We start from the raw sequence: 6,886 nt of genomic DNA, 5'->3' as shown, positions 1-6,886 counted from the left end.
CTAGTGCTGTTCCCTACCGCCGTTCTCTACTGCTGCTTCTCAAGAGCGACCGGTACGACGCTGCGCAGCCGTGCGCACTTGGGACACCGCACGAGCCGGCCGGGGCCGAGCCGTTCGGCCTGCTGCATCGGGAACGAAGCGGTGCTGAACACGTGCCCTTCGGCACAGCGGACGACGGTGCGTTCCATCAAGTCCCTTAAGTCCCTTCCCCAGGAGCCGCGTCGGGCTTACTGCCGTGACGACGGAAAGCCACATTACGGGATCTAAGGGACGGCTCTCCAGGCGGCACTCCGACCCCGCCGGGAGCCTCTCCCACACCTCCACCGTACGCCCCAACTCCGGTCGCCCGCACCGGATCCCGCCCCCCGACCCGCCCCCGAAACGCACACGAACCCCACGGTCCGAGCACCGGGGGTCCGTCATGAGGTACAGTGAGCGAGCGTTCGGGCACCGACTCCGTCGGCGTCTTACGCGGGTGTAGTTTAATGGTAGAACATCAGCTTCCCAAGCTGAGAGCGCGAGTTCGATTCTCGTCACCCGCTCCATGGAGAAGGCCCAGGTCAGAGATCGGGGCCTTTTTGCTGTCCGTCGTGATCAGTTGCCGCGTCTCAGATCCGTGCCAGAACGTTGGGCGTCTGGATCAATGGCGGTTCTATGGCACGACCGCAGTTACCTGGCGGGTCCACTCCGCCGGCTGATGGGCTCCGCTCCTGGAGCCGGGGGGGTGATACCCGCGAAGCGGTTCCCGGCACCGTGTGGTCAGCTGCCTGAGAGCCAGTCCCCCAAGTCGTAGACGGTATGGCAATAGGGGTCGTGGACGTCCTTGCGCATGCGTTCCAGCTCGCCGAGCACGAGGACCGGGAGTGCGGTGTGCACCGCTGTTACGCCGACCGTGACGGAGCCTTTCTCGTCTTGGAGGGGGAGGTCGATGCCGAACGGCGGTGCGTCCTGTGATTCGGGGGTGTCCAGGTAGAGGCGGCAGGTTGCCTGGTCGACAAGGAGGAACCCGCGCAGCCGCAGTTCCGGGGGCTCTTCCGGCTCCGGGGGGAGGGAGAATGCAGCCGCTGCGGCATGCAGTGCGTCCGGCACTTCGAAACGCGGCTCGGCGACGAAGGCGTGAACGGGGGCGGATGCGTCGATCACGGGGATCCCGAAGGCGTCGCGCGGTGCCTCCTCGATCTCACGTTCCGAGCGGTCGGCCGCCACGCCGCGCAGGGCGGCTGCAAGGTCCCCCGAGGGGATGTTTCCGCCTTGGGTGTCCGTGAGCGGCACATCGAAGGCGACGGAGCTGTCGAGTCGCTGTCCGTCCCAGAGGACGACGCGGCCGGCTCCGGGTCGGTCAGGCGGGGTCACCACACCTCGGACGAGCCGGACTTCCGGTCCGAACGTGAAGGCCGTGACCCGGCTCAACATTTCGTGCGCCAGCTGCGCCTGTAGACCGGACAGGCCCGTCTCGTCCCATGCCATCGAGTGCTCCGTCATACTCGGTTCAACGCATCCGGGCATTTGTTGACACCCTGGCAGAACGCCGTGATCACGCCGATCTTGGCAGTTGGGTTTCTCTGGCTGCTCCGAAGGTCTGGACATATTGCTCATCGGAAGGACCGGGGTGCGCGCACCACAACCGCTCGGCTTGCTTCCGGTGCACTCCCCTTTGTGATGCGCGGCGTTGTCCTCGTGTTTCTTCGCAGGCTCCGCCCGCACCGTCTCGTCCAGCCCGGCCGCCCTGACGCCGTCGGGGTCCCTTCCGGAACCGGGCCGGAGCGATGCCGTGGTGATCAAGTCGTTGCCGCACCGCGTACAACCGCGAACAGCCCTCCCCTGTCCCACAGTCTGCCGGTAGGGATGAACCTCTGGCCGGTGCGCCCACGCGCTCGGTCCAGACTGCAGGAGGAGGGACGGGCTCGAAGATGGGGAAGACGATGTGGAGCGCGGTGGTGGCCGGTGGAGCGGCAATCGTGTTCACAGGGATGGCTGCGGTGCCGGCCGGGGCGGCGGAGGGCGGGGTCTCCTTCAGCCGGGTCACGGTGAATGGCGGGAAGCCGATCGTGATCGGAGTCAAGGAGGAGGTCGAGGTGCGGGCGGCCTTCCGGATGACGACCACGCTCAAATACGACTTCGGGCCGAAGGTGTTCCCCTACCGAGGGAAGCTCAACACGGGGGACAGGCTCTACGACTCCGTCATCACCAGCGACTGCGAGGTCGTGGACAGGGCGAAGGGAATGTGCGACTTCGACGAATGGCTGTACATCGACCCGCGGCACGTCGACTTCGGGAACGAGGACGCCGGCACCTGGAAAACCGCCGGTCAGGTCTTTCTCACCGGTGACGCCCAGGACATCGACGACCTGAACCTCCCGTTGCAGGTCAAGCGGGCCACAAGAGTCACCGTCAACGCCTCGCCGGAGCCGGTCGCGACAGGGAGGACGATCACCGTGACCGGACGGGTCACACGGGCGAACTGGGACACCCACACGTACCAGGGGTACGCGGGCCGCACGGTGAGCCTGGAGTTCAGGGCGGCGGGCGCTTCCTCGTACACGACGGTCAAGAAGGTGACGTCGAGTAGTACGGGGACGCTCAGGACCACGGTGAAGGCCACCGGACCGGGGACGTGGCGGTGGACGTACCACGGGAACTCCACCTCTGGGGCGAAGTCGTCGACCGGGGATTACGTCGCCGTGCGGTAGGCGACGTGCGTGGACCGCCTCCCCTCGCAGAAGCGTCACCATAGTGCGTGGCGCAGACCCCTCAGAGCGTTGCTTCGGCAGGCTGTCCAAGCAGCGCTCTCAGTCACAGGAACTCTGACCAGGCGTGCCAGAACCGTGCCAGGTTGTGCGGCGACCACCGTGGCGTGGGTTGCGTCCAGGGAAGTGGCGTGCGGGGAGTCTGTGCACGCGAGACCTTGATCGACCATCCAGGTCAGGGGCCGTGGGCGGTGGGATTCGGAACCCACGGCGTCGTCACCGCTGTGAAGGTTTCAAGATTGCTCGTCGGCGAACCAAAGACATCGGCGAGTTCCACTCTGCGCGATGTGGCACATCCCACGAGTGGAAACGGCACCTGCCTCTCTCCAGTGCGGGAGAGGACGTGTTCGATTCTCGTCGCCCGCGCCTGTTTGAGACCTCGGGGTAGCTACCCGGGGTTTCTTGGCCGCTCCAGATGGGGCGGCATTTCCTCCGTACGCCCTGGCGGCGCCTCGGCTCAGGCCTTCTCCGAACTTACGCGTGGGTGCTCGGCGGTGAGCAGGGCGATGTCTTCTACATCGGAAGTCAGGATCGTCACCCGGCCGGGATGCTGCAGGGCAGTCGCGCACAGCATGGCGTCAATTGCGTACTTGTGGCCGTGCAGTCCCGCTGCACGCAGTAAAGCGGCAGCGGATTGGGCGACGGCCTGGGTCACCGGCTCGACACTCAGTCGGGACAGGGTCCACTTCAGTGCGGTTTCGTTGATCTTCGGGTGGATCACCTCGACCAGTACCGCTGCTGAGGTGATCACGGGCAGGTCTGCGTCGCGAGCCGCCGTCAGCCACTCGTGGATTTCCCGGTCACGCTGTACGGCCTTTGCCAGGCCCTCGCTGTCCAGGACCAGGGCACCGCTCACGCGGCCGCCCCAGCATTTGAAGCGCCGCCGGTCAGCCGGGCACGCTTGGCCGCCACGGCCTCGGGGTCGGCCGGGCCATGCACCCTGTCGAAGTCCGCGATCAACTCGTCCAGGTTGTCCCGCTCGATCTGCCGCTGGGCCGCCTTCTCCAGGTACGCCGATACGCCCCGCTTGCCGACCCGCTCACGGATCGCCTGCAGAGTTCCGGCGGTCAGCGTGACGGAGATGCCACTGGTGGGGCCGTCGCCGGGCGGGAAGTCAACGTCGTCATCAGTCACACTCCGAGTATGCCATTCAAAATGGCATACCGTGGGGCGTGTGCACCACGAGCTCTGATCGGATGCCAGAGGATCCCTGTGCCGGAGGTTCCTGGGTGCTGTGCAGCAGCAACGTCCTGCCGACAGCTGACCCCCGCACCCGGGCGGACTGCGCCCAGTTGCCCCTTCAGCGCGCCGGCCTCTCCCTTTCTGTGGTTTTCCGCTCTTACGGGCACACCGAGGGCACGGAGACCCCGCTACCGCTTGGCCACTTCGAGGAGAGGCTGCACCTTCTCGACCTGTATGGCACGCCCTTCTCCGCTCACAGTCGGAGGGCTTGGCGGTAGTCGGTGAGGTGACGGCGACGCTTCACCTCGTTGAGCGCGGCGCGGAAGGCGTGGTGAGCTCGGTGCGCGGTCCCGACCGAGCTGCCGTGGTCCTGCATCATTGACGGCGCTTTCACCTGTGGACCACCGGCCCTCTGGCCTGGTGGCTCCGGGTGAGTGCGTCCCGCCCGGAGCCCGGCCACGGTCGCGCTGCCCGAGGTGGGCACAGCCGATCGTTGTCAGAGCCAGGTGGCATGATCCGCGCATGGCTCTCCCCCTCGTCTTCGCCGGCCTCGACCAGGTGGACTGGTCACGGCTTTGTCATGCCTACGGCTCCGCGGAGGACATCCCCGCGCTGCTGCGGGATCTCGCGTCCCCGGCGGAGGAGACGGCCGCGGAGGCGGAGCAGGAGTTGTGGGGCAGCATCGTCCACCAGGGCACGGTCTACACGGCGACAGCGCCCGCGGTGCCCTTCCTGGCGCGACTCGTCGCCGAAGGCGTGCGCCGAAGCGCCTTGGTGGGCATGCTCGGTGTGGTCGCCGGGAGCGTCGACGAGCACGATCTGCCGGTGCCCGGCGCGGCCCGCGACGCCGTTGCGACACAGCTGGGGCTGCTCCTGCCGCTGCTCGCGGACAACGATCGCGAGGTGCGGCGGACCACGGCGTGGACGGTGGCCCAGTGCCGGTCGGCGGCCGGCCCCGACGCCCGTGCGGCACTGTGGGTCCGCTGGGCGGCGGAGAGCGATCCGGCGGTGCGCGCGGACGTGCTGACGGCCTGTGCGCTCCTGGATCCTGATGCGGCCGAGGAGCTGTGCTCCGCGGTGCTCGCCGGAGACGAGCCGGCGCCGGTTCAGGTTGCGGCGCTGCTGGTCACTGCCGACTGCGGCCTGCCGTGGGACACGCAGACGACCGCGCGCGTCACGGCATTGGTCCCGTTGGAGCGGCACGGTTTCGGCGCCCTGTGGGAGCGGGAGCCGCTGCAGGCGCTCGCCAAAGCTCTGCATACACGCGGCGACGCCGACACCGCCATGGACGTGGTCGGCTCCGCGCTCGGGCGAGCCGTAGCGCTGCGGCTTCAGGGGAGCGAGCACGCGCAGGCCGCCACCACCGAGGCGCGCTGGGCCGCCGAGTCCCTCGCCCGCCGCTCACGAACCGCCCCGGCACGGCTGCTGCCCGCATTGCTCCCACTGCTCGACGATCCGGCCACCGCAGCCGACGTGATCCCACTGCTGCGAACCTGGTGTCAGCCGGCCCCGGAGGCGGTCCCGGCCCTGCTTGCCATCGCGCAGGGTAATGGTGAATCGGCCGACGAGGCCCTTGCCGCGCTGGTGTGCCTGGGAGCCCCAGAGGCGACCGGGCTGCTCGCCCGCCACCTGCCCGAGCGGCCCCACGCGCTGAAGGCCGCGTACCGCCTCGCGACCGGAGAGACCCGGACGTCGAGTCATACCCACACGCCCGGCGACGACCGGACACCCCTGCCCTACGATCGTGAACTGCTCGACGCGATACGCGTACGGCTCGCCGCCGAACCGTCCCGCGAGCGCAGACCGGTCTTCGACGGCGGGCTGGCCGCGACCAACGAACCGGTCTACCTGAGCGGGCTGCTGGCCGCTTGGGGCAGGCCGGCCAGGGCCGCCCTGCCGGAGCTGCTCGCCGCGCTGCCGCGTCATCCGCTCCCGGTCAGCCGCGCCCTGGCCGCCGTGGCCGATCCCCAGGCCGACGCGCACGTGATCGAGGCGCTACGAGCCGAAGCCCGGCAGGGACCACCGGCCACGCGTCAGGCAGCGGCAAGCGCATTCCACTCCCTGACCGGCGACGCCGGCCCCCTGATCTCCGTACTCTCCGAGCTGCTGGCCAAGCGAGGCAACAGCTTGGACCACACCGTCACCGCGGCCGCCTCGCTCAGGGAGGCCGCTCGTCCCCTGCTGCCGATGCTGCACACACTGCTGGCGGAACCGCCGCAGTCGCGCGAGACCATGCCTGCGATCAGGGCAGCGCTCGGGGCCGCAGCGCTGGTCTGGGAACTGACCGGGGATGCGCAGACGGTGCTCCCGGTGATCCAGGAGGGCCTCGCCTGGGCCTCCCAAGCATGGGGCCAGGAGACGGTGAAACGCGCCGCCGAAGTAGCCTGCCTGCTCGGTCCCACAGCCGAGCCGCTCGTCCCCGATCTCCTGCCGCTGCTCGACGATCCGGAACTCGCCCCTGCCCTCGTACTCGGCCTGACTAGCATCTGCCCCGAGGCCGACACACTCGCCGGGCTCCCCCGGACCACCCTGGCCGACCGTGTCCTCGCGGCGGCCCGACCGGGCTCGTATGCACGCTCCGCCTCAGCCGTGCTGAAAGCCTGCGCCGCGCTCGGCCCGACAGCCTTCAGCGACGCTCAGCTCGACCTGATCCGCAACCTTGCGGACGGCGACCGGCGCATCGTGGGCGCCGGCCTCCAGGACCAGATCATCCTCGACGACGAACGCTTCCGCACCGACGCCCGGAAGGTCCTACGAACACTGACCGGCAACGCCTTGATTTCGTAGAGACCCCGGCCGTGCAACCCGACCCTGGTGGTGGGAGTGGTCGCGAGTCTCTCGGACGGTGATCTTGAAGGCGACGGGCGGCCGCCCGCCGACGGCACTGCGGCGTCGCGGACCTGGGGCGGCCCAGCAGAATGCTGGACTACTCCGAGCAGTTCGTTCCCGGGGGGTGA

6 protein-coding genes and 1 tRNA gene are annotated in these 6,886 nt (G+C 68.7%); 3 read left to right on the top strand and 4 right to left on the bottom strand.

Annotation, left to right across the window (positions count from 1 at the left end; translation table 11 throughout):
- Window positions 1–26: 26 nt before the first annotated feature.
- Window positions 27–188: a hypothetical protein gene (locus LQ326_RS44280; RefSeq protein WP_177233016.1), complete on the bottom strand. Its 162-nt coding sequence runs from the start codon at window positions 186–188 to the stop codon at window positions 27–29.
- A gap of 283 nt (window positions 189–471) precedes the next feature.
- Here LQ326_RS44280 and LQ326_RS44275 point away from each other — a divergent pair.
- Window positions 472–545 (top strand) — tRNA-Gly (locus LQ326_RS44275).
- 214 nt (window positions 546–759) lie between these two features.
- Here LQ326_RS44275 and LQ326_RS44270 read toward each other — a convergent pair.
- Entirely contained in the window at window positions 760–1,467 is a 708-nt protein-coding gene (locus LQ326_RS44270) for a hypothetical protein (protein ID WP_234544791.1), read from the bottom strand.
- A 443-nt stretch (window positions 1,468–1,910) separates the two neighbouring features.
- Between LQ326_RS44270 and LQ326_RS44265 the strand changes: the two genes are divergently transcribed.
- Window positions 1,911–2,690, top strand: coding sequence for a hypothetical protein (locus LQ326_RS44265; protein WP_234544790.1), 780 nt, complete (start codon window positions 1,911–1,913; stop codon window positions 2,688–2,690).
- A 514-nt stretch (window positions 2,691–3,204) separates the two neighbouring features.
- Here the strand turns inward: LQ326_RS44265 and LQ326_RS44260 are convergent.
- Together LQ326_RS44260 and LQ326_RS44255 are read right to left on the bottom strand one after the other, a co-directional pair.
- Window positions 3,205–3,603 (bottom strand): PIN domain-containing protein, encoded by a 399-nt coding sequence (locus LQ326_RS44260; protein WP_234544789.1) that lies wholly within the window; start codon window positions 3,601–3,603, stop codon window positions 3,205–3,207.
- On the bottom strand, window positions 3,600–3,881 hold the full coding sequence (locus LQ326_RS44255) for a hypothetical protein (RefSeq protein WP_234544788.1): 282 nt from the start codon (window positions 3,879–3,881) through the stop codon (window positions 3,600–3,602). The genes LQ326_RS44260 and LQ326_RS44255 overlap by 4 nt, the downstream gene beginning before the upstream one ends.
- A 570-nt stretch (window positions 3,882–4,451) precedes the next feature.
- Between LQ326_RS44255 and LQ326_RS44250 the strand changes: the two genes are divergently transcribed.
- Window positions 4,452–6,716, top strand: coding sequence for a hypothetical protein (locus LQ326_RS44250; RefSeq protein ID WP_234544787.1), 2,265 nt, complete (start codon window positions 4,452–4,454; stop codon window positions 6,714–6,716).
- Window positions 6,717–6,886 lie beyond the last annotated feature (170 nt).

It is taken from the genome of Streptomyces shenzhenensis (genome assembly GCF_021462265.1).
GTDB lineage: Bacteria > Actinomycetota > Actinomycetes > Streptomycetales > Streptomycetaceae > Streptomyces > Streptomyces shenzhenensis.
Note: the sequence above shows the minus strand (reverse complement) of the source record. Positions and strands in the feature narration are given on the sequence as shown.